23 protein-coding genes are annotated in these 22,025 nt (G+C 63.1%); 4 read left to right on the plus strand and 19 right to left on the minus strand.

Annotated elements, in window-relative coordinates:
- Positions 1-26: 26 nt before the first annotated feature.
- Positions 27-896: a hypothetical protein gene (locus CDV44_RS14190; protein ID WP_141118736.1), complete on the plus strand. Its 870-nt coding sequence runs from the start codon at positions 27-29 to the stop codon at positions 894-896.
- A 13-nt stretch (positions 897-909) separates the two neighbouring features.
- Here CDV44_RS14190 and CDV44_RS14195 read toward each other — a convergent pair whose 3' ends face one another.
- From CDV44_RS14195 to CDV44_RS14220, 6 genes are all read right to left on the minus strand, one after another.
- On the minus strand, positions 910-1,752 hold the full coding sequence (locus CDV44_RS14195; RefSeq protein ID WP_087688566.1) for an intradiol ring-cleavage dioxygenase: 843 nt from the start codon (positions 1,750-1,752) through the stop codon (positions 910-912).
- Positions 1,753-1,970: 218 nt separating this feature from the next.
- A complete protein-coding gene (locus CDV44_RS14200) occupies positions 1,971-2,984 on the minus strand; it encodes a proline racemase family protein (RefSeq protein ID WP_058375361.1) in 1,014 nt (337 codons plus the stop codon).
- Between the two features lie 43 nt (positions 2,985-3,027).
- Positions 3,028-3,816, minus strand: a complete 789-nt coding sequence (locus CDV44_RS14205; protein ID WP_058375362.1) for an ABC transporter permease — start codon at positions 3,814-3,816, stop codon at positions 3,028-3,030.
- On the minus strand, positions 3,813-4,709 hold the full coding sequence (locus CDV44_RS14210) for an ABC transporter permease (RefSeq protein WP_087688567.1): 897 nt from the start codon (positions 4,707-4,709) through the stop codon (positions 3,813-3,815). The genes CDV44_RS14205 and CDV44_RS14210 overlap by 4 nt, the downstream gene beginning before the upstream one ends.
- Entirely contained in the window at positions 4,706-5,776 is a 1,071-nt protein-coding gene (locus CDV44_RS14215; protein ID WP_087688568.1) for an ABC transporter ATP-binding protein, read from the minus strand. The genes CDV44_RS14210 and CDV44_RS14215 overlap by 4 nt, the downstream gene beginning before the upstream one ends.
- Before the next feature lie 14 nt (positions 5,777-5,790).
- Entirely contained in the window at positions 5,791-6,888 is a 1,098-nt protein-coding gene (locus tag CDV44_RS14220) for an ABC transporter substrate-binding protein (protein WP_087688569.1), read from the minus strand.
- Positions 6,889-7,103: 215 nt separating this feature from the next.
- Here CDV44_RS14220 and CDV44_RS14225 point away from each other — a divergent pair, with 215 nt between their 5' ends.
- Positions 7,104-8,198: a GlxA family transcriptional regulator gene (locus tag CDV44_RS14225; RefSeq protein WP_087688570.1), complete on the plus strand. Its 1,095-nt coding sequence runs from the start codon at positions 7,104-7,106 to the stop codon at positions 8,196-8,198.
- 89 nt (positions 8,199-8,287) lie between these two features.
- Here the strand turns inward: CDV44_RS14225 and mctP are convergent, their stop codons facing one another.
- The 10 genes from mctP to CDV44_RS14275 form a co-directional block, all read right to left on the minus strand.
- A complete protein-coding gene (gene mctP / locus CDV44_RS14230; protein WP_087688571.1) occupies positions 8,288-9,781 on the minus strand; it encodes a monocarboxylate uptake permease MctP in 1,494 nt (497 codons plus the stop codon).
- Positions 9,782-9,961, minus strand: a complete 180-nt coding sequence (locus CDV44_RS14235) for a DUF3311 domain-containing protein (RefSeq protein WP_058375367.1) — start codon at positions 9,959-9,961, stop codon at positions 9,782-9,784. It lies immediately after the preceding gene.
- 227 nt (positions 9,962-10,188) lie between these two features.
- On the minus strand, positions 10,189-11,382 hold the full coding sequence (locus tag CDV44_RS14240; protein ID WP_087688572.1) for a M20 aminoacylase family protein: 1,194 nt from the start codon (positions 11,380-11,382) through the stop codon (positions 10,189-10,191).
- Entirely contained in the window at positions 11,379-11,867 is a 489-nt protein-coding gene (locus tag CDV44_RS14245) for a 6,7-dimethyl-8-ribityllumazine synthase (RefSeq protein ID WP_087688573.1), read from the minus strand. The genes CDV44_RS14240 and CDV44_RS14245 overlap by 4 nt, the downstream gene beginning before the upstream one ends.
- 89 nt (positions 11,868-11,956) lie before the next feature.
- Positions 11,957-13,432 (minus strand): sodium:solute symporter, encoded by a 1,476-nt coding sequence (locus CDV44_RS14250; RefSeq protein ID WP_058375370.1) that lies wholly within the window; start codon positions 13,430-13,432, stop codon positions 11,957-11,959.
- Between the two features lie 2 nt (positions 13,433-13,434).
- Entirely contained in the window at positions 13,435-13,656 is a 222-nt protein-coding gene (locus tag CDV44_RS14255) for a DUF3311 domain-containing protein (protein ID WP_212677117.1), read from the minus strand.
- Between the two features lie 128 nt (positions 13,657-13,784).
- Entirely contained in the window at positions 13,785-15,218 is a 1,434-nt protein-coding gene (locus CDV44_RS14260; RefSeq protein WP_087688574.1) for an NAD-dependent succinate-semialdehyde dehydrogenase, read from the minus strand.
- Positions 15,219-15,266: 48 nt separating this feature from the next.
- The gene (locus CDV44_RS14265) at positions 15,267-16,505 is read right to left on the minus strand and encodes a nitrate/nitrite transporter (RefSeq protein ID WP_087688575.1); all 1,239 of its coding nucleotides are present in this window, start codon (positions 16,503-16,505) and stop codon (positions 15,267-15,269) included.
- Between the two features lie 13 nt (positions 16,506-16,518).
- Complete coding sequence (locus CDV44_RS14270; protein ID WP_087688576.1) at positions 16,519-17,034, minus strand: flavin reductase; 516 nt, start codon at positions 17,032-17,034, stop codon at positions 16,519-16,521.
- Positions 17,035-17,080: 46 nt separating this feature from the next.
- Positions 17,081-18,457 (minus strand): LLM class flavin-dependent oxidoreductase, encoded by a 1,377-nt coding sequence (locus CDV44_RS14275; protein WP_087688577.1) that lies wholly within the window; start codon positions 18,455-18,457, stop codon positions 17,081-17,083.
- Between the two features lie 212 nt (positions 18,458-18,669).
- Here CDV44_RS14275 and CDV44_RS14280 point away from each other — a divergent pair, with 212 nt between their 5' ends.
- Positions 18,670-19,236, plus strand: coding sequence for an XRE family transcriptional regulator (locus CDV44_RS14280; RefSeq protein ID WP_058375376.1), 567 nt, complete (start codon positions 18,670-18,672; stop codon positions 19,234-19,236).
- A gap of 43 nt (positions 19,237-19,279) precedes the next feature.
- Complete coding sequence (locus CDV44_RS14285) at positions 19,280-19,978, plus strand: aspartate/glutamate racemase family protein (RefSeq protein WP_087688777.1); 699 nt, start codon at positions 19,280-19,282, stop codon at positions 19,976-19,978.
- A gap of 25 nt (positions 19,979-20,003) precedes the next feature.
- Here the strand turns inward: CDV44_RS14285 and CDV44_RS14290 are convergent, their stop codons facing one another.
- From CDV44_RS14290 to CDV44_RS14300, 3 genes are all read right to left on the minus strand, one after another.
- Complete coding sequence (locus CDV44_RS14290; RefSeq protein ID WP_087688578.1) at positions 20,004-20,498, minus strand: hypothetical protein; 495 nt, start codon at positions 20,496-20,498, stop codon at positions 20,004-20,006.
- Between the two features lie 122 nt (positions 20,499-20,620).
- Positions 20,621-21,208, minus strand: coding sequence for a TetR/AcrR family transcriptional regulator (locus CDV44_RS14295; RefSeq protein ID WP_087688579.1), 588 nt, complete (start codon positions 21,206-21,208; stop codon positions 20,621-20,623).
- A gap of 175 nt (positions 21,209-21,383) precedes the next feature.
- A complete protein-coding gene (locus CDV44_RS14300) occupies positions 21,384-22,019 on the minus strand; it encodes a flavin reductase family protein (RefSeq protein ID WP_087688580.1) in 636 nt (211 codons plus the stop codon).
- Positions 22,020-22,025: the final 6 nt, after the last annotated feature.

Consider the following 22,025-nt stretch of genomic DNA (forward strand, 5'->3'; position numbering starts at 1 on the left):
ACGTGCTACAGGGACAGTTGGGGCCCGTGATCGCGGCGTACAACGACGCGGAAGACCGAGTCCCCGAAGACTTCGACGGCTACAAGCACTATTCGAACAGCTACATCGACGCGCAGTTGCAGCGGCTCGTCACCCTCGACGGTTTTATCACCGCGTGGATAAACACACCGGCAAACCGCGACAACGGCTACGCCCGGGACATTCTCGAAAAGCAGATCAAGCCGAACATTGCGCGCGACCGCACTGAGGTTCAAAACAATCGTGTCGGCGCCAACGTCCCCATTTCACAAGGGCTGATTCACGGCACCTACAAGTGGGCCGACAATTCCGTCGACTTGCACGTCGCGCCAAAGGGCGAAGGCGGCGAATTCTCGATTGCCGACATTGCCGTCGTGCTCAGGAAAATGCAACAGAAGATGGCGCAACGCACCAAAAATGGCGGCGGCGTCGGCAAATTCATCCTGCATCCGACCGGCGCTGCCATCGTGAAAACGCTGGTGCAACTGATGGGCGAGGCGCTCGGCGACGAAGAACTGGTCAATAAGGCACGCGGCGAGATCAAAAGCCGCAAGATGCTCGAATCCGTCAAGAAGGTTTTTTCGACCCCGCCGAAGAAGGACGACGACAAACTGGACAAAAGCGTCCACCCCGAACATTTTGCCTACCTTGATTCACTCGTCGGCACCCAAGGGCTGGCCATTGCCCCGATTCTGCGCGGGACGAGAACTGTCGAAGAACGCGATCAGAACATGCTGGCACCATCGGAAGCGGGCGGAAACCGCCTCAATGCTTACAAAAAATCCGTGGCGGAAAACACAGGCCTGGTCAGCCTCAACATCGAGTTCTCCGCCGAAAGGATTCCGAAAGTCCTTGATTTTCTCGACAAGCGCCTGTGACGGCACATGACGCTCATCCGTGGCGCTGGCCCACCGGATTAAGCACAAAGTCGTAGTGAAGCGCATAGCTGCCGTCGTCGCGCTGCACCCACGGCGCAATCAGCGACTGCCGCACGCCGAATACGGCATCCGAGTCGAGCCACTCATCGTCCGAGCGAAAGACGTGAGTGACGAGCGTTTCGTACCCCGGTGCCTCGATACGGAAGTGAAGATGCGCCGGACGCCATGGGTGGCGTCGTGTCGCGGCCAGTAGATCGCCCACAGGACCATCCGTCGGTATCGGATACGCCTCGGCCAAGACGCTATGAAAGTGGTATCGCCCTTCGCTGTCGGCATGCAGCACACCCCGCCCTTCCGGATGATCCAGCTCGCTGCGCTGCACGTCGTACTTGCCTTCCGAATCGGCTTGCCAGACGTCGATTTTCGCGCCCGCAACGGGCTGCCCCGCTAAATCGCGGATAGTGCCGCTCACTTCGCACGGCTCGCCGGCGGCACCGTTCGCCACGTCGTCGCCATTCTCGTAATGCGGCGCACCCTCGACATAGAACGGCCCGAAGACGGTCGCCTCGGTGCACTGCGGGGGTTTCGCGTTGTTCATCGCCACGGTGAGCATCGACAGGCCCAGCACGTCGCTCAGCAGAATGAACTCCTGTCGCTTGTCGTCGCACTTCTGGCCGGTCGCCGTCAGAAAGGCGATGCCTTTGGCCCACTCGTCCTCGGTCAGCTCGACCTCCCGCGCGAAGTCGTGGAGGTGGCGAACCAAACTGGTGATAACTTGCTTGAGCCGGGGGTCGGGCGTGTCGGCAAGCCGGCCGATCACCTCTTCGGTAATCGTGTGCTGGTCGAGATTGCGCATCTGATGTCCTCAATGACGTGAGTGCGCGTACTACGCCACGCGCCGGAATGCGGACATTATTGCGCAACGGGTCACCGGGTGCAGCCTTGCACCGCACGCCGCGACGTCTTTCCGAAGCTTTCCGGAAAGTCATCAAGCGCAACGAAGCAAAACTCACGTCACCGGGAGGGGCAAAAGGGACATCTCTCCCTCATAGCCCCCCTACCCCCCACGGGTTTTTACCGCACCAAGAAGCCCGCGCCGACCGGGTCCTTGCGATCGATCACCCAACGCGCGGTGCCCAACACACTGGCCGTGCCCTTAACTGTCGGGCGCACGGCACGCGTACCGTTCAGATCGACTTCACCGAGCAGGCAGCCTTCGAACGTGCCGCTGCCAAGCAACCCTTCGGTCAGGATCGGCTGGTTCATCTTCAGTTTCCCGCGCGCTTCGAACATCGCCATCATCGCGCTGGTGCCCGTGCCGCCGGGCGAACGGTCAAGCTGGCCGGCGCTGAACACGTGCACGTTCTTGTAAAACGCACCCTCGATCGTCGGCGAATGCCAGAACGTCACGTAGTTGAGGTTGTTGACGTGCGCCTGCGTCGGGTGCTGAATGCGCATCTTCGCGTTGATCTGGTCACGCACGAGCAAGCCCAGACGCGACAGTTCGCTGCCGTTTTCCGGCGAAATCCGCAGGTTGCAAGGGGTCAGATCGACGATGCCGAAATAGTTACCGCCCCACACGATGTCGGCTTTCAGATCGCCGTACCCCGGCAGATGCACCGGCACGTCCTGCGCCGCAACATAAGCGGGCACATTCTCGAAGCGCGTCCACAGCACTTCGTCGCCTTCCGTGGCCACTTCGGCGACCACCAGCCCTGCCGTGGTCTCGAAGCGAATGCGGGTGATGCCGTTCGGGCCGCGCGGCACGAAGCCGTGCGCCACCATCGCCATCGCCACGGCGATCGTGCCGTGACCGCACATGTGCGAGTACTCGGTGCCGTCGATGTAGATCAGACCGGCATCGAACTCCTGACTCGACGGCGGCGTGAGGAACACCCCGAACATGTCGCGGTGACCGCGCGGCTCACGCATGAGCGCCATGCGCAGCCAGTCGTAGTTCGCTTCGAGAAAGGCGCGCTTCTCCAGAATGCTGGAACCGGCCGGGTACGGAATGCCGCTGTGGATGATGCAAAGCGGTTCACCTTCGGTGTGGGTGTAGATAACGTCGAACGCGTCTTGCTTGCGCATGGCGATTGCTCCAGAAAAATCGGTTGAGAGTGGGAGTTACGAATTAACGCCGGTCAGACAGCATGTCGAGACCGATGGTGAGATCCAGAATCACGATCGCCACAACGGCTACCAGAATCGTCGCGCCGGACACCGCGGCGATCGTCGGGTCGATCGTGTACTGCACGTAGTTGAACAACTTGACCGGAATCGTGTTGAGGTCCGCCGTCGTGTTGAAGATCGACAGCTCGACGTTGATCCATGACGAGATGAACGCGAAGATCGATCCCGTGACAATCCCCGGCCGGATGCGCGGCAGGATCACGAGAAAGAACGTCGTCCACGGGTTCGCCCCCAGATCGCTCGACGCTTCCTCCAGCGCCCGCTGCTCCGGCGTCATCATCGAGAGCACCGAGCGCAGCACGAACGGCGCGACGATGATCGTGTGACCGATCAGCAACGACAGGAAGCTGCGCGTGAGCCCGAAGTACCCGCCAAACTGCAACAGCGCCGCGCCGAGCACGATGTGCGGCAGCGTCAGCGGCGCCATCAATACGGCAGTGAGCGCCGCCTTGCCGCGAAACTCGTAGCGCGCCAGCACCAGCGATGCCGGTACCGTCAGCAAGAGCGACGCCGCCGTGGCCGCCAGCGCCAGCATCGTGCTGGTCGAGAAGGCGGCCAGATAGCTCTGGTCGTGCAGCATCTGCTGATACCAGCGCAACGTGATGCCCTGCGGCGGGAACGCCAGAAACTCGGTCGCCGTGAGCGAACTGCCCAGAATCACGACCAGCGGCAGCATCAGGTACGCGAGCACGGCCCACGCCACCAGACGGATGGAAACGCGCGCGATCATCGGACACCTCCGCGTACCGTGCCCACACGGCCGGCCAACACCACCATCACCAGCGTGAACACCAGCAGCACAATGCTGAGCGCGCCGCCGTAGTGAACGTCGAACGTGGTGCTGTATTGCTGGAAGATCAGCATCGACAGCACGGTAATACGCCCGCCCGAGAGCAATGCAGGCGTCACGTACGCCGACACCGCCAGCGTGAAGACCATGATGGCGCCCGCCACGATGCCGGGCATCGTCAGCGGCAGCGTCACGTGAAAGAACGTTTCCCACGGCTTGGCGCCAAGGTCCGCCGACGCCTGTTCGAGCGACACATCCACCCGGGCCAGCGAATTACCCACGGCGAGTACGACGAACGGCAGCAGCACGTAGACCATGCCGATGAGAATGCCCGTCTCGGTACCGAGAAAGCGAATCGGACGCTCGATCTGGCCCGTCATCTGCAACGTCTCGTTGACCAGCCCGTTGCGCCCCAGCAGCACCATCCAGCCGAACGAGCGCACGATATTGCTCGTGAGCATCGGCACCACCAGCAGAATCACACAGGCACGGCGCCACGCCTGCCAGCGAACGATGCGCACGAGATACCACGCGAGCGGGTAGCCGAGTAGCACGCTGAACACGGTCGTCAGACACGCAATGCGGAAGGTGACGAGTGTGACCTCCCAGTGGTAGCTATCCGCCAGCACACGGGCATAGTTCGCGAAGGTCAGCGCCGACAGTCCTGCGCCGTGATTTTCGGTGAAGCTCGCCACCAGCACGACGGCCAGCGGCGCGAGGAAGAACGCCGCAAAGAATAGCAACGGCACACCGATCATCCAGACCGGCGCCAGCCGCAGCGAGCGCGCGGACTCGCTGTGCACGGGCAGCCTCAGGGCCGGGGTCGGGTTCATGCGGCGTCCCCGATCAGGTGCACATCGGCCGGATCGAAACCGAGATGCACCGGTGCCCCGGCACGCAGCGTCGCAGCGATGCCGCTCGTGGTGCGCGCCACGATCCGTTGCGCGCCCACGTCGGCATAGAGCACCGCGTGGCTGCCGATGTCGACGATGTCGGCCAGCACGCCGCGCAGACGGCAGGTCGAGGCTTCCGGCGATGCGTTGGCCACGTCCGCCACCACGTGCAGATGCTCCGGACGAAGCACGGCGACACCGCGCCCCGATACCGTCGTAGGCACGGGCCATTGGGTCGGCGTTGCCATATCCAGATGCAGTGCGCCGTCACGCACATCGAACGCAATCATGTTGGCGTCACCGATGAATTCGGTGACGAAGCGTGTCGCCGGGCGGCGGTAGATGTCGATGCCTGCCCCCACTTGCTCGATGCGCCCCGCATTCATCACGACGATGCGATCCGCCATCGTCATCGCCTCTTCCTGATCGTGAGTCACGAAGACGAAGGCGATGCCGAGCCTCTCCTGCAAATGTTTCAACTCCAGCTGCATGCGCTTGCGCAACTTCATGTCGAGTGCGGAAAGCGGCTCGTCGAGCAGCAGCAGTTTCGGTCGGTTAACGATGGCACGCGCCAACGCAACGCGCTGCTGCTGTCCACCCGACAACTCGCGGGGGTAGCGCTCACCGAAGTTCTCGAGACCGACCATCGCCAGCGCTTCCCGCGAGCGTTTGGCAGCCTCGTCGCGGGCGACGCCCTGACGGCGCGGCCCGAAGGCGACGTTCTCCAGCACCCGCATGTGCGGGAACAGCGCGTACTGCTGGAACACGGTATTGAGCGGGCGACGGTACGGGGGCAACTGCGTGACGTCTTCGCCGTCGATGGCGATCCGGCCGCTGTCAGGCGTCTGAAAACCGGCGATGGCGCGCAGGAGCGTGGTCTTGCCGCAGCCGCTCGGCCCGAGCAAGGCGATGAACTCGCCTTGCCGCACGTCGAGGCTGATGCGGTCGAGCGCCTGATACCCGCCAAAGCGCTTGGAGACCGCGTCCAGAGATAGCAATGCTGTCATGACACTACCCTTCCTCACCGCTTCGCGGACACCTGACGGTTCCACGCGGACGTGATCTCCGCGCGGCGCGCGTTGATCATGCTCCAGTCGAACAGCTTCAGATCGTCGACCGACCCGTTCGCGCCCCACGGCAGCTTGCGAGCCACGTCGGGCGACACCTTCACACCGGCGACCGCCGGGCCGAGGTACAGCTTGCTCGCCAGACACGACGCAGCTTCGGGCGTCAGCGCCGTGTTGATGAACTTCTCGGCAGCGGCCTTGTTGCGCGCGCCCTTCACGAGATGCAAACGGGCATCCGTTGCCCACACGCCCTCTTTGGGGACGACGAAGGCAATCGGCACGCCCTTGTCGATCAGGTCCCATGCGCCAACGTTGAAGTGCGCGCCGATGATCGCCTCGCCGCTCTGGAACGCATTGGTCGCGGCGCCCGAGCTATCGTAGAAAAGCGAGGCGTCAAGCGACGCGAGCTTGCTGTACACCGGGCCGAGGTTCGACGGATCGACGCCAAGCACGTGCGCCAGAAAGATCACGAACGGCACGCCTGCCGAGTTCGACGGCGACGGCACGGTGACCGCGCCCGCGTATTCAGGCTTCCAGAGGTCTTTCCAGCTCGTCGGCGGGGTCTTCACCGATTTGGTGTTGTACGTCAGGCCGAGCGAGTAGTAGCCGGAACTCACCGCATACGTCGTGTTGCCGTTGCGATAGACACCCTTGCTGCTGACGTTCTTCAGATTGGGAATGGCTGCGGCGTCGAGGTTATCGACGACACCGGCACCGAAGGCCAGCTCGCTGATGCCGCCGTCGAGCCATGCGACGTCGATGGTCGGTGAATTCTTTTGCTGTTGCAGCTTGGCGAGCGTTGTGGTGGACGTGCCGATCTCGGGCGTGACGGCAATGCCGGTGGCCTTGGTGAACGGCTCGGCAACGCAGGATTTGAAGGCGTCTCCCCAGTTACCGCCGTACATGGCGACGGTAATGCGCGATGAATCACGCGAGTCACGCGAGCCCTGTGCGTACGCCCCGAAGGAAACCAAAGACGCGGTCGTCGCGATTGCCGTAGCAGCCAAGGCAATAGCGGACTTCCGTAAGGTGTTGCGGTTGCAGAATTTCATGTCGTCCCTCGAGGAAGGTGTGGCCAGTCATTCCAACGCTTGCAAGCATTACGTCCATCTCGTGCATTCAGTGCTGAGCGCTGAATCACTGTGATGCATGGTAGCGAGCAAGGGTTGTCGCCAACTTGCAAGCGTCGGTCAAAAACTTGTATAAACGCGACATCCGAAACGCTATCAATACGGCAAAACCGCCCGACAGGAGACCGCGAAAAAAAATGAAGTCCACGACGCGTGCCCCGAACTGGCTGGTGCCCGATGTCTCGCCGCGTGGCGATGATGTCGGCGGTGCCGTGGATGCTGCGCACGTGGCCCCCCCACCGTGTACGGAAGCCAAGCTGTCGATCGGGCTCGTTCTGCTCCACCAGTTCACGCTGGCCGCATTCGCGGGGCTCATCGACGTGCTGCGCCTCGCGGCCGATCACGGCGGGCGCAGCCGTCAGATCGACGTGCACTGGCGTGTGATGAGCATGGATGGGCTGCCGCGTCAGTCGAGCGCGGGCGTCGCAATCAACGTCGAAAGCGCGTTGCCGGACGATCCGTCGTGCTTTGATTACATCGCCATGTGCGGCGGCAACGACTACCCGAATACCTACTTGCCGCCGCCATTGCGCGACTGGTTGCAGCGGGCGAGCGCGCAGCACGTGCGCATGCTCGGCATCTGCACGGGAACGTTCACGCTGGCGCAAGCGGGGTTGGTCGGCTCACGCACGGTGTGCGTGCACTGGAATGTGCTGGACGCGTTTCGCACGCGCTTTGGTCAAACGAAGGCCGTCGTCGATCACCTGTTTGTCGACGAGGGCGACCTGATTACGTGCGCCGGCTCGACGGCCGCCATCGATCTGGGGCTGTATCTCGTGGCCCGCCATTGCGGTCAGGCCAAGGCGCAACAGGTCGTGCGCCACATGATGCTGCAAGGCATCCGGCCGGCGAAGCTGCCGCAGGCGCACTTCTACGCCGATCTCTCGCATATTGCCGATGTCCGGGTGCGGCAGGCGGCGCACTTCATCGAGCAACGGATCGATAACCCGCCGACGCTCGACGCCATCGCCCGCTATGTGAACGTGGGGCGGCGACAGCTGGAGCGGGCGTTTCATGAAGCGCTTGGCGTCTCGCCCATGTCGTTCCTTCGCAGCATGCGGCTCGACTACGGGCGATGGCAGTTGCGCCACGACACCCGCAGCATCACCGACATCGCACTGGAATGCGGATTCTCCGACGGCGCGCACTTCTCGCGCGACTTCCGGGCGCGATACGGCGTATCGCCGCGTGAGTTTCGTCAGCACGACGCTACGGCGGAAAGCCAAACATAGGGCTGAAACGACAATGCCCCACGGCGGAATTCCCGCACGTGGGGCATTGTGGTTGGCCGCGCCTGCGCGCGGCCTGAATACAAGCTCCCTTACGCGTTACGCAGCGCCGGACGCGAGCCCTTGCCGAGCAGCACATTGGCGACCACCGCAACGACGATGTTCACCACCAGCGCAATGATCCCGGTGTAGAGCGAGTACTTGTCGGCACCCAGCGTGAAGGTGTGCACCGGTTTGATCCCGTCTGCGAACGCAAGCCAACTGCCGCACACGATGCCGAAGGCCCATCCGCACAGCAACGCGCGTGCACCGAACCAGCCCACGAACAGACCGAACACCAGCGCCGGGAACGTCTGCAAGATCCAGACGCCGCCGAGCAATTGCAGGTCGAGTGCGAACTGCGTCGGCAGGAACAGGATGAACACCAGCGCACCCAGCTTCACGACCAGCGACACGATCTTGGCGACCTTCGCCTCCCCTTCATTCGTGATGTTCGGGTTGACGTAAGGCTTCCAGAAATTGCGCGTGAAGAGGTTGGAGGCACCGATGGACATCACGGCAGCCGGCACCAAGGCACCGATGGCAATCGCGGCGAACGCGAAGCCCGCGAACCAGCTCGGGAACAGGCCGTTGAACAACGCCGGTACGACGTCGTTGTTGGTCTGCACCTTCACACCGGCGGCGTAGGCCATGAAGCCGAGCAACGCGATCAGGCCAAGCAGCACGGTGTAGGCCGGCAGGAACACGGCGTTCTTGCGAATCGTGTTTGCGTCCTTGGCGGCGAAAATGCCCGTCAGCGTGTGCGGATACATGAATGCCGCCATCGCCGAGCCGAGCGCCAGTGTGGCGAACGGCAGGAACTGCGCCGGTTTGAGCGTCAGACCGGTAGCCCCGCCCTTCTTGGCAAACACGTCGCGCGCCGTATCGAACACCACACCGTAGCCGCCCAGCTTGGCCGGTACGACCACCACGGCGACGAGGACGACGATGTAGATCATCAGATCCTTGACGAACGCGATGAGCGCCGGCGCCCGCAGACCCGCCGAGTAGGTGTACAGCGCCAGAATGACGAATGCGGCCAGCAGCGGCAGTTCGCCCGTCAGCCCCAGCGCCTTGATCACGACTTCCATACCGATCAGTTGCAAGGCGATGTACGGCATCGTCGCCACCACCCCCGTGATCGCAATGGCAAGTTCCAGCGGACGCGACTGATAGCGGCCGTAGACGACATCTGCCGCCGTCACGTGGCCCGCCTTGTGCGCGGCGTGCCACAGCTTCGGCATGATCAGGAAGACGATCGGGTAGACGAGAATCGTATAGGGCAACGCGAAGAACCCGTAAGCGCCGACGGCGTAGACCAGTGCCGGAACAGCGATCACGGTATAGGCGGTGTAGAAATCGCCGCCTACGAGGAACCACGTGATCCACGCGCCGAAATTACGCCCGCCCAGACCCCATTCGTCCAGATGCGCGCCCTTGTTCGACGGGCCCGCCATCCAGCGCGACGCCCAGAAACCCATGATGGTCACGAGGGCAAAGAAAAACACGAAGACCGCTAGCGCGGTCCAATTGATACCGGCGCTCATTTACTCTTCCCCCTTCTTCAGACCATCGCGAAATACGATCCAGATCAGCAGCGATGTCACCGGCACCCAAGCAAACTGGTACCAGTAGAAGAACGGAAATCCCCACAGCGACGGCAGCTCACTGTTGTAGAACGGCACCCACAACAAACCGATAAACGGAAGCAATAGCAATAACCGCATTTCAGCAAGTCTCCTCTTGTTTTAATTCGGCTCAAGCGCATATCAACTACGCGTAAATACACTCTAGCCGAACGATGTAGGATTTGCTGAACACCCCCGAAAGCCCACCAGCAGCGGGTTTCGGGGATTTGAAGCGATGTTGTGCGTGTTAAAACTGAATACCGAATTTCAATCGTTTTACTTTGGTTTTATTCATCGAAATCGGCATCGGTGTTATTTCACCGACTTCAGTCGTTGCTTTTCGTCTGGTAATAGGCCTGCGCCAGTGCGACCCAATAGCGAACGCCATCGTTGAGGATGTCGTCGTTGAAATCGTAAGCCGGATGATGCAGACCGACGCCGGTCTCGCCGCGCGGTGCGTTGCCGATGAGCACGTACGCCCCCGGCTTGGCTTCCAGCATGAAACCGAAATCTTCCGACGTCATGTTGGGCGGCACGTCTGCGTGCGTCGCCGTATCGCCGAACGTCTCGCGAATCACCTGCTCGCACAACGCCGTCTCGGGCTTCGTGTTCACCGTTGCCGGGTAGTACTGGAAGAACTCGGTCTCGATCGACGCGCCGTAGGCCGCCGCCAGACCGTCGCCGATACGGCGGATGTCGTCTTGCAACTGGTTGAGCACGGCCGACGACAGCGTCCGGATCGTGCCGCGCAGCTCCGCCGTGTCGGGAATCACGTTGTCGGTGTCGCCCGCGTGCATCATGCACACCGAGACGACGGCAGGGGCGACCGGGTCCTTGTGACGGGCCGTGAGCGTCTGGCACTGAAGCACCATCGAGCAGGCCAGCGGGATCGGGTCGAGTCCGAGATGCGGCTGCGCAGCGTGGGCGCCCTTGCCGCGAATGGTGATCCGAAAGCGCACGCCCGCGGCCATGATCGGGCCGGTGCGCAGACCGAACTCGCCCGCCGGGAGCGTCGGCCAGTTATGCATGCCGAAAACGGCCTGCGTGGGGAACCGCGCGAACAGGCCGTCGTCGATCATCTTCTTCGCCCCCGCACCACCCTCCTCTCCCGGCTGGAAGACAAAGTGCACCGAGCCCGGCAGTTGCGGCAGCTCGCGCAGTACCCGGGCTGCACCGAGCAGCATCGTGGTGTGGCCGTCGTGTCCGCAAGCGTGCATCACGCCGTGATGGCACGACGCGTGGGCAAACGTGTTGGCTTCCTGAATCGGCAGCGCGTCCATGTCGGCGCGCAACACGATGCCGCGCGTGGGGTCTTTCCCCGGCAGACTGGCGACGACACCCGTGCCTGCCATCCCCCGGTCGACGGTGTAACCGAGCGACGCCAGGTAGTCGGCAACGACATCGGCCGTTCGACGTTCTTCAAAGCGCAGTTCAGGATGCGCGTGCAAGTCACGGCGCAGGGTGCGCAACGCGTCGCCGCCTTGGGCGAGCAAGGCGTCCAGATCGCTTGAGGGCGTCATGTCTGAGATTCCTTCTGGGTGGATTCGGGAGCGATGTTGGCGAGGGCGCGCAGCATGCCGACGCAGGCGTCGGCGACTTCACGCCCCTTGTGACGAAGGTGCTCGTCGAAGAAGCCATAGTGCTCGTCGTGCGAGTGAAAGTGATGCGGCGTGAGCGACATCGAGAAAACGGGCACATCGGTGTCGAGTTGCACGCGCATCAGGCCGTCCACGACCGCCTGCGCCACGAACTCGTGACGGTAGATGCCGCCGTTGACAACCAGCGCAGCGCCGACGATGGCGTCGTACTGGCCGCTTTGCGCGAGCCGTCTCGCGAACAAGGGGATCTCGAAAGCGCCCGGCACGTCGAAGTGGCGGATGCCTTCGGCGGGCACACCCAGCTCTGCCATGCGCGCCTGAAACGCTTCGCGCGCGCCGTCGAGCAGATCGGCGTGCCAGCCCGCCTGCACGAAGGCGATGCGGGGAATATCTAGGGAATTCGTCATAGCTTGTCTGTCACGCAAGACGCCCGTACCCGGTATGACCCGATGGCACAGGCGTCTCGCTCACTTCATTAATGCGTCGTCATTGCATGTCAGGACGCATCGGCCGACAACCGGGCAGCGCCTGCCGTGCGGCGCGTGAGCAACGTCACGACCACCAGCGTGATCACGTTGAACACCAGCGCGACGATGCCGACGTTGAGGTCCTTGAGCGCGTCCGGGAAGAACGGGAACAGCGCAGCCACCGACTTCTTGGTGATCGACACCCATGCCACCGTCGACACACCGACGATGATGCTGGCGAACGCCGCCGGACGCGTCACGAGATGCTTGCCGATCAAGCTCGCCAGCAGCACCGGGAACAACTGCGTCACCAACGCATAGGCCATCAGCAGCAACGCCACGATGGTCTGCCCGCCGTTCAGCGTGAACAGCACCGCCAGCGCCATCACTACCGGTGCGAGCCACTTCGCCAAACGAGCCACATCCGCATCGGTGGCTTTCGGACGCAGCGGGCGATACACGTTGTTCGCGAGCAGCGTGGCGGAAGTCATCAGAATCATCGACCCCGGCACGAGTGCCGTCAGAATCCCGGCCGCACCGATCACACCGACGAACCACGGATCGAACGTCTTGAGCGACACCTTGAACAGCGCCAGATCGATATCGCCGCCCGTCAGGCCCGGCACGGCAAGCACCGCCGAGAAGCCCACGAACAGGATGAACAGCAGCATCAACTGGTAGATCGGCAGCACGAAGGCGTTACGGCGCAGCACTTCCTCGCGCTTGGCCGTGTACGTGGCCATGAACATGTGCGGCCACATGTAGAAGCCCAGCGTCGACAGAATCACCGTCGAGACCATCCACACAGGGCTCTCGCCCACATCGCGCAGTGCCAAAAAGCCGGGTTTCGCCTTTTCGATGGCCGCGAACATGTCGCCCACCCCACCGTAGTAGTGGTACGGCAGATAGAGGCCGAGGAACACGGCGACGAACATGACGAGTGCGTCCTTGACCACCGACGTCCATGCCGAGCCGTGCACGCCGGAGAGCGCAACGTACACAGCCACCACAACGGCGCCGATCAGCACGCCCTGATTCGAGGAAATGGCCGAGTACGACGACACGCTGACGATGATGCCCAGCCCCTTGAGTTGCAGCACGAGGTACGGCACGAGTGCCGCGAAGCCGACGATGGCGACAAGCACGCCCAGCACCGGACTGTCGTACTTCGACGCGAAGAAGTCCGGCTGCGAAATCAGCCGGCGCTCTTTGGCATAGCGCCAGATCGGCGGCAGCAGGAAGTACGACAGGATGAACGGCAGGCTGCCGTAGCCCAGCAGGTAGTACGCGCCTGCGCCGTGCCCGTAGGCATAGCCGCTGCCGCCGAGGAAGACGAACGTCGTATAGATTTCGCCCGCCATCAGCAGGAACACGATGGCTGCGCCGAAGCCGCGTCCGCCGACGGTCCACTGCTCCAGACTCATGTCCTTGCCGCGACGCGCCCGGATGCCGAGGAACAGCGCCAGCGCGACCGCCAGAAAAATAAAGATCAATGCGCTATTCATGCTCAGGCTCCTTCGCCACCGTGATCAGACGACGCGAGTCGCGCCTGATCGGCATAGAAAATGATGGCCATCACAATCGACGTGAGCACGAGCGCCCCTGCCAGCCATGCCAGCAGAAACGGCATGCCGAGTACGTACGGCGTGACGCGATTGACGAAAAACGGACCTACCAGAACCGCCAATACAGGTAGGAGTGCTAATAGATATATGGACCGCATGCACATCTCCAGGTTGTTCCCGTTTGCTTGTCGTGCCGAACGGCGGATCACAAAAGTGACCGTCGCCGTGCGGCGCTTCACGAATGCGGCGAAGCGTGTCCCGTACGATTCCCCGCGTCGGAGCCGTCGTCGGGTTACGCCGGTTCCATCAGGTGAGAGATGCTCTTGACGTGCGTGTAGCACTCAAGCCCCTCGGTGCCGCCTTCTCTGCCGTAGCCGCTGTCTTTCACGCCGCCGAACGGGGTTTCGGAGACGGCCGACACCAGATGATTGATCGCGAGGTTGCCGACTTCGAGTTCGTCGCCCAACCGGTAAGCGTTGGCCGCCGAGCGCGTGAAGGCGTAGCCCGCGAGGCCGTACGGCACTTCGTTAGCGCGTGCGATGGCGTCGTCCAGACTGTCGACCGGCACGATGAGCGAGAGCGGACCGAACGGCTCTTCGAGCATGGCGCGCGCATCGGCCGGCACATCTGCGAGTGCGGTGAACGGGAAAACGTAGCCCGGGCCGTCGTTGCGCTCGCCGCCGCAGACCACACGGGCACCGAGCGCGACGGCGTCGTCGACCAGCGAGTGCAGTGCATCCAGACGGCGCTGGTTCACCACCGGACCAATATCGTTCGATGACTCCAGCGCGTGGCCCGCACGAATGGCGCCGCCGTGACGCGCGAAGGCATTCACGAAGGCGTCGTAGACGTTGCGATGCACAAAGAAGCGTGTGGGGGCCACGCAGACCTGCCCCGCGTTGTTGAGCTTGCCTTTGACACAGGCGAGCGCGGCCGCTTCGGGATCAGCGTCGTCGCACACGATGACCGGCGCATGGCCGCCCAATTCCAGAATGGCCGGCTTCATGGCCTTGGCCGCGAGACCTGCGAGATGCTTGCCGACCGGCGTCGAGCCGGTGAACGTGATGCCGCGCACGACCGGGCTGGCGATCAGGTGCGACGAGATCATGGCCGGATCACCGAAAACAAGGTTGAACACACCATCCGGCAAGCCTGCGTCCTGAAACGCCTGCGCCATCAGCACGGCACCGGCCGGGGTTTCCTCTGCCGCCTTGAGAATGATCGAACAACCGGCGGCGAGCGCGCCACCGACCTTGCGGGCGGGCGAGCTCATCGGGAAGTTCCACGGGGTGAACGCCGCGATCACGCCGACGGGCTCACGCACCACCGTGTGACGCATGCCCGGCTCGGCGGGAATCACGCGGCCGTAGAGGCGCTTGCCTTCATTGGCATCCCACGTCATCAGGTCGCAGCCGCGCAGCACTTCGGCCCGTGCCTGTGCCAGCGTCTTGCCCTGCTCCAGCGAAATCGCGAAGGCAATGCTTTCAACGCGTTCCTTGAGCAACGCGATGGCGCGCAACATGATCTCGGTGCGCTGCGCGGGCGACGTACGCCGCCAGACGCGGAACCCCTTGTCGGCGGCCGACAGCGCGGCGTCGAGGTCGGCGAGCGTCGCCGTCGGCACCATGCCGATCGTCGTGCCCTCCGAAGGGTTCGTCACGGGCTGGCCGGGCGCGCTGCGCCACTGACCGCCGATCAGCATCTTGATGTCAGGGTAGGAATACATTTCAACGTCTCGAAAACAGGAAGGAGAGAACGAAAGAAGACGAATGCGCTATCGCTTGCCGCCCGCCATGCGGCGCGATGCCGGGTGCTGACGCAACCGCCACATCACGAGGCAACCGAGTACAGGACCGATCGCCAGCATGCCCATGCCACCGGCCCAGCCGAGATGGGCCACGACGACGGGAACCAGCCGGATGCTGGCGAGCGTGAGCAGGAACCCGGCGCACGTCTGTGCGGTGAGCAACGTGCCGACCGACGTCGGGTCTGCCAGCTCGGCCACGGCCGCCGAGAACTGCGCCGAATCCGCGATCACCGAGAAGCCCCACACGAACGCCACGCCCACGACGATCGCCAGCGGCGCGCCCGGCAGCCAGCCGATGACCGCTGCGCACGTCGCACTGACCGCCATCGCGCCAATCGTGACGAGCGTTCGGCCGATGCGGTCGGCGAGCAGTCCCCCGGCCCACGCGCCGACCGCACCGAACGCAATCACCGCGAAGGTCAGCACTTCCGCCTTCTCGTGAAAATCGGCCACGCCATGCAAATGCAGTGTGTATTGCAGAAACAGCCCCAGCCACGCCCACATCGCGTACAGCTCCCACATGTGGCCGAGATACCCCAGATTCGCCAGTCGCACGGCCGGGTCGCGCCACGCTTGCGTCACCTTCGAGAAGTCGACGCGCGACGCCCGCTTGATGTTCGGACCGATGGTGGCGAAAACGATCGCCACGCCCGAGGTCACCGCCAGCATCGCCGCAACCAGATAGACCCAGCGCCAGTCGAGGTCCTGCCATCCGCCGATCAGATGCGGGCTCGCCGAGCCCAGCGTGAGCGCCGCCACCAGCAAACCGATCAGCAGGCCAAGGTCGGCCTTCGCCCACGTGGCCACCAGCCGGATGCCCACGGGGTACACGCCAGCCATACACATGCCGGTGAGCAGGCGTAGCACGATCACCAGAGGGCCCGTCGGCGGCAGCACCGCCAGCGCACCGGTCGTGATCGCCGCCATCAGGGCCGACGCGGCGAAGATCTTGCGCAGGTCGTATCGATCAGGCAGCGCCAGCGTCGCCGACACGACAGTGCCGATGACAAAGCCGAGTTGCACAGCGCCCGTGAGCATCGCCTCGTCGCCCGACGCAATCGCCTGCGTTCGCTTGATGAGCGCGACGGCAGTCGTCGACGAAAACCAGACGCCCATCGCTGCCACCTGCGCCAGCAGCACGATCGCCAGCGATGCGAGTCTGCCGCGTGGTGCGCGATGGTGGCGGGCGGTGCTCATTGATTCCATGACGCGTCCGCCCTCACGCGCTCGCCGATTGGGCGACCATACCCACGCGGTGGAAACCGCGTGCGAAATAGATCAGTCCATCGAGCGCGTTGGTGGAACGGGCGGCCTTCACTTCACAGAAGAAGACCGTATGCGTGCCCACTTCCGTGACCGAGGCCACCTCGCAGTCGAGTACGCTGACGGCGCCGCGCAACGCGGGCGCGCCGGTCTCCATCGTGTCCCAGTCGCCGCTGGCAAAGCGGGTCTCGATGGAGAGGTCTTTGCTGGCGAACTGCATGGCGATATCGCGTTGATCGGCCGACAGCACGTTCACGCACAGGCGGGCGTTCTCGCGCATGACGGCGTTGTTGCGGCTCGCCCGGTTGATGCACACGAGCAGCGTGGGCGGATCGTCGGTGACGGCGCACACGGCCGACGCCGTGCAGCCGGCGAGACCGCCGGGGCCGTCGGTGGTGATGACGTTGACGGCAGCGCCCAGCCCCGCCATCGCTTCGCGGAAGATCGATTTATCCACCGTGCTCTTGTCCATGTCGTTTTCCTCGTTCAAAACGTGACGGTTGCGATTCACGGCGGGCTTACTTCGTGCCCGTGTTGTTGCCCGAGCGGTATTGCGCGGCGCTGTGCGATTGCGGCAGACGGTCATGGCCGAATAGCTTCTTGCGATAGGTGCCTTCGCCGTACGAGGTCTTGTACGCGCCGCGCTCCTGCAACAGCGGCACGACGAGATCGATCACGTCTTCGAAGCATTCCGGCACGACGGTGCGCGACAGGTTGAAGCCGTCGATGCCGGTAGCTTCGCTCCACGACATCATCTGGTCGGCAATGCTCTGTGCGGAACCGACCCACGGCGTCTGGCGGCTGCCCAGCACCATCTGTTCGAGCAGCTTGCGGCGAGTCCACTGCGGACCGGCCGCACGCGTCATCGCGGTCACATTCGACACGATGGCCTGACTCTTGCCGGTGTCGATCGGCTCGTCGATGTCGTACTTGGCGAAGTCGATGCCCAGCGATGCTGCGGCGTGCGCGAGCGCACCTTCGGAGCTCACGTAACGACGATACTCTTCGAATTTCTCTTTTGCCTCGGCATCGGTACGGCCCACGATGGGCGTGGCACCCATGAAGACCTTGACGTCGCCGCCATTGCGGCCGTGCGCGACGGCTTGTGCGCGGATCGTGTCGACGATCTCTTTCACGCCGTCCATCTTCTGACCGTTCACGAAGACGCACTCGGCGTGCGTGGCAGCGAACTGGCAGCCGCGCGGGGACGAGCCGGCCTGATAGAGCACGGGCGTGCGTTGCGGCGACGGTGCGCTCAGATGCATGGCGTCGACCTTGTATTGCTTGCCGTGGTGATGAATGACCCGCACTTTCGACGGATCGGCGTACACGCCACCCGCACGGTCGGCCACCACAGCGTCGTCGTCCCAGCTGCCTTCCCAAAGCTTGTAGACGAGCGACATGTATTCGTCGGCAAGGTCGTAGCGGTCGTCGTGCGCAATCTGGCCTTCGATGCCGATGGCGCGCGCGGCGCTGTCGAGATAGCCCGTGACGATGTTCCAGCCGATGCGCCCGCCCGTCAGATGATCGAGCGTGGACATGCGTCGCGCAAACAGGAACGGCTGCTCATACGTGAGGTTGGCCGTGACGCCGAAACCGAGGTGTTGCGTGGCAGTGGCCATGGCCGGAATGAGCATCAGCGGGTCGTTGACCGGCACTTGCACGGCATTGCGCAGCGCGGCATCAGCGTTACCGCCATAGACGTCGTACACGCCGACCACATCCGCGAAGAACATGCCGTCGAACAGCCCCTTCTCCAGCTTCTTCGCGTAGTCGACCCAGTACTGAAGCTCGCCGTAGCGCGTGGATTGATCGCGGGGATGCGTCCAGAGACCTTGCTGAATATGACCCACGCAGTTCATCTCGAAAGCGTTCAGCCGAATTTCACGGGGCATGTTGACTCCTTGTCTGCAACAAATTTGAAAGCGGAATCGACGGCTGTCGAATCGTCGTTGCTGTTTACTATAGTAGACGTTTGACTACGATCAAAAATGTTTCAGATGGGGGTTAACACGGAGTACGGGCGGGAGGCGTCGTCGTATTTCGGTGGGTCGGTGCGAGAGTCGACTTGTATAATTTCGCAACTCGACACCTTTGGAATCACAGCATGACGCCCCCGATGGCCGATCCGACGCCGGCGATTTCGCATCGCATCCGAATCGAACGCGAGTCTCGCGGCTGGTCGCTGGGCGACCTTGCCGAGCGCTCCGGCGTGTCGAAAGCGATGATCAGCAAGATCGAGCGGGGCGCCGCCTCGCCGACCGCCACGTTGCTGGGGCGCCTGTCAGGCGCGTTCGGCCTGCAACTGTCGATGCTGCTCTCGCTCGCAGAACAGTCGGGCGAGCGGTTGAGCCGCGCCGACGAGCAACTCGTCTGGCAAGACCCGGAGACGGGCTACCTGCGCCGCGCGGTGTCGCCGCGCAATGGCGGCATGCTGGAACTGCTGGAGGTCACGCTGCCGCCGGGTGTGAATGTGTCGTATCCGTCGTCGGCGTTCACGTTCCAGCATCAGCAGATCTGGGTGCAGCAAGGCACGTTGATGTTCGACGAGGGTGAGCTGACTTATGAACTGAAGGCGGGCGACTGCCTTCAGTTGGGACCGCCCGCACCTTGCACGTTCCGCAATCCGGGCAAGCAGCCCTGTGTCTATGTCGTGGCGTTGGTGCGGCGATAGATTGACCGGCCCGCTGTTGTCGCCCATTGCAGAAGGAGTTTTCATGCGCACCATCGGCCTTATCGGCGGTATGAGCTGGCAGTCCAGCGCCGAGTACTACCGCATCATCAACGAAGCCGTGCAGACCCGGCTCGGGCCGTTGCGCTCGGCCGAGATGCTGATGTTCAGCGTCGATTTCGGTCCGATCGAGCGCGCCCAGCACGAGGGACGTTGGGACGATGCCGGCGTGTTGCTGCAACAGGCGGCGCAGCGCCTTGAAGCGGGCGGTGCCGAGTGTGTGGTGCTTTGCACGAACACGATGCACAAGCTTGCGGGCTTTATCGAAGATGCGGTATCCATCCCGCTGCTGCATGTCGCGGACCCTGTCGGCGACGCTGCCAAAGCGCGCGGCATCACCTGCGTCGGACTGCTGGGGACGGCATTCACGATGGAACAGGACTTCATCAAGTCGCGCCTGCGTGAGAAGTTCGGGCTCGAGGTGCTCGTGCCCGATGCAGCGGATCGCGAAGTGGTCCATCGCGTGATCTACGACGAGCTCTGTGTCGGCATCGTCAAAGACACGTCGCGTGCCGCGTATCAGGAGGTCATGGCACGACTCGCAGCGCGCGGTGCGCAAGCCATCGTCCTCGGCTGCACCGAAATCTCGCTGCTGGTGAAGCCCGAGGACAACGCATTGCTACTGCTCGACACGACCGCCTTGCACGCCAAGGCGGCGGTGGAGTTTGCGCTGGCAACGCGCTAACCCGGCAATTCCACACAAAGGCCGTTCACGCACGGCTGCGCTGCGCACGCAGCCACAGAAACTGCACGACGGCCCCGATCAAGAAGACACCCAGCCATGCCGTGAGCGCGCCACGCACCAGTGGCGACTGCGGACCGCTTGCGAGCGGATGACCGGCTGGCAGCCGCGTCAGCGTCTCGTTGATACCCGGCACCATCAGCAGGAAGAAGCTGAATGCGAAGGCGAATTGCGACAGGTAGTGCCGCGAGCGTCCCAGAAAATCGATGCGCGGGATGACCAGCCCGCCCAGTGTCGCGAGCAAGGCCAAGATGCCCAGCGCATGGCCCGCGTTGAAACCGCCCGTACTGGACAACCCGAACGACGTCAGCACCGAGATCAACATCCCGGCCAGATAAAGCTTGCCCGATCGGCTGGTGCTTTCGATCTGCCGATACCGGACGAAGCTGATCAGCCCCGCAGCAAAAGTCACGAGACTGACGGCGGTGTGAGCCGCGCCCAAAGTGGAAATGGGATGAGGCATGGCAATAGACTCCGTCTGAGAAATCATCATCAAATAATCAACCAACTAGTTGGTTGATATAAAGATCCAATAATTGGGCGCCAAAGCGCCCTGCTCTTCCTTCCGTTCCGGCCGAACGATACTCAGTCCGTTGCGCGCAAGCGGTGGATCGCCGCCTGCGAAATGGCCTGAAACGAATCTGCACTGCCCAACGCACGCGCCGTCAACATGGCGCCGTGCACCGTGGACATAAACGTTTGTGCCTCCACGCGTGCGCTATCGCGCAACTTGAATTGCCCCTTCGCCACGCCGGCAGCAAGTACCGTCGCGATCCACGCGGCCAGATCGTCGAAGTAGCCGCGAACCTCGTCGGCAATCTCCTTGGGAATCATCGGCAGCTCGGCGGCGAGCATGGCGCAAATACACACGGGCATCGAGCCGTCACGGATGCATTGCGCCCAATAGTCGGTGTAAGCACTCAGCCGTGCCGTCGGGTCCGGCACATGCTGGTCCAGCGCCGCCAACCCGGCTTCGGCTTGCTCCCGGTGACGCTTGACGACCGTCAGCACCAGTTCCGCCTTGCTCGGGAAATGGTGGTGGATGCTGGCTTTACCAATGTTCACACGCTCGGACAGATCCGCGTAACTGAACCCGTGATACCCCCCCGCCGCCAGCAATTGCTTGGTGTGATCGGCGATTTCAGTGGCGCGCGGTGACAGCTCTACGGTCATGGGTCCTTGGCTCGATTGACGTCAACGGGGCTCGGCATGCGGCACCCGAACCCGCCATTGACGCGGGTGAAAACGGTGAATGACAGCCAATCTACTAGTTGGTTGGTAAATTGTCAAATCGATGTTTCGGATCCGGGTGACCCAAGATCGCGCGTCAATAGGCGGGTCAATGCCCTCACATCTCGTCAACGGCCGTCGCGGCCGTGGGCTGCCCGTCGCTTTGCTCCAGCGAGAAGCGATTGCGCGTGTCGACGTAGAAGCTCGCGCCGAAGCGCCCGACCGGGAAGTAGTTCTGCAAGCGCACGCGCCAGTTTTCCGTATCGATCAACTCGTCACGGGCATGCATGCGCTCGACGCGGCCGATGAAGATGTGACGGCTTGGTGTCTCCAGCGTCTCCCACAAGGTGCATTCGAACGCGACCGGCGCTTCGGCGATGCGGGGCGGTGCGACGAGACTGCTTGGCACCGGCGTGAGTCCGGCGTGTGCGAGTTCGCTCTCGGTCGGCGGCAGGCGCTCGCCGCACGCGTGCATGCGGGCCGTCATCGCCTCGTCGGTCAGATGCACGACGTACTCCCGGTCGCGCAGGATGTTCGTGGCGGTGTCCTTGAGCGAATCGTCGTCAAGCCGGTTGATCGAGAGCATCAGGATCGGCGGCTCTTCACCGAGCATGTTGAACATCGAGAACGGCGCCGCGTTGACCGTGCCGCCATCGTTGATCGTCGTGACCAGCGCGATCGGGCGCGGCACGATCAGGCTGGCCATCAGCTTGTAGCGCTGATACGCCGTGATTTCACGGAAGTCGATTTCCATGCGATG

Origin of the sequence: Pandoraea sp. PE-S2R-1, assembly GCF_002179865.1 — a bacterium.
Classification (GTDB): Bacteria; Pseudomonadota; Gammaproteobacteria; order Burkholderiales; family Burkholderiaceae; genus Pandoraea.